The 611-nt window shown below is 39.6% G+C and carries 1 protein-coding gene; it reads left to right on the plus strand.

The annotated features are described in order from the left end of the window. Positions 1-128 precede the first annotated feature (128 nt). Positions 129-611, plus strand: a 483-nt coding sequence (aroA, locus tag LD39_RS21430; protein ID WP_035553879.1) for a chorismate mutase, incomplete at its 3' end; no start/stop codon positions are given.

Genomic DNA, 611 nt, shown 5'->3' on the forward strand with positions numbered 1-611 from the left:
TTATTTTTATTTATGAAATCCCTTTCTAAGGGTGACAACATTCTAAATATTAGCTATAATTGCCGTAATTATCATCCAAAGCAACATAATAAATTATCATCTAACACTAACAGGAGGGGGACGAAAAAATGAGTAATGAAAAACTCGACCAATTGCGTAGCCAATTAGACGACGTTAATTTACAGCTTCTGAATTTAATTAATAAACGCGGTGAATTGGTAAAGGATATTGGTAAGATCAAAGAACAACAGGGGATGAATCGTTTTGATCCTGTTAGAGAAAGAGCAATGCTTGACCATTTATCGAAGCACAATGAGGGCCCATTCGAGGACTCCACCGTTGTTCATCTTTTTAAAGAAATTTTCAAGGCAGCACTTGAACTTCAAGAAGATGACCACCGAAAAGCTCTGCTCGTATCGAGAAAGAAAAAACCGGAGGATACGATCGTAGAAATCAATGGAGAACAGATCGGTGACGGTAACCCTCACTTCATCATGGGGCCTTGTGCTGTAGAAAGCTATGAACAAGTCTCTACTGTGGCAAAAGCAGTGAAGGATCAAGGCCTTAAGCTGCTTCGGGGAGGAGCATTTAAGCCTCGTACTTCACCTTAT

Source organism: Halobacillus sp. BBL2006, from assembly GCF_000786645.1.
In the GTDB taxonomy this organism is placed as follows: Bacteria; Bacillota; Bacilli; order Bacillales; family Halobacillaceae; genus Halobacillus.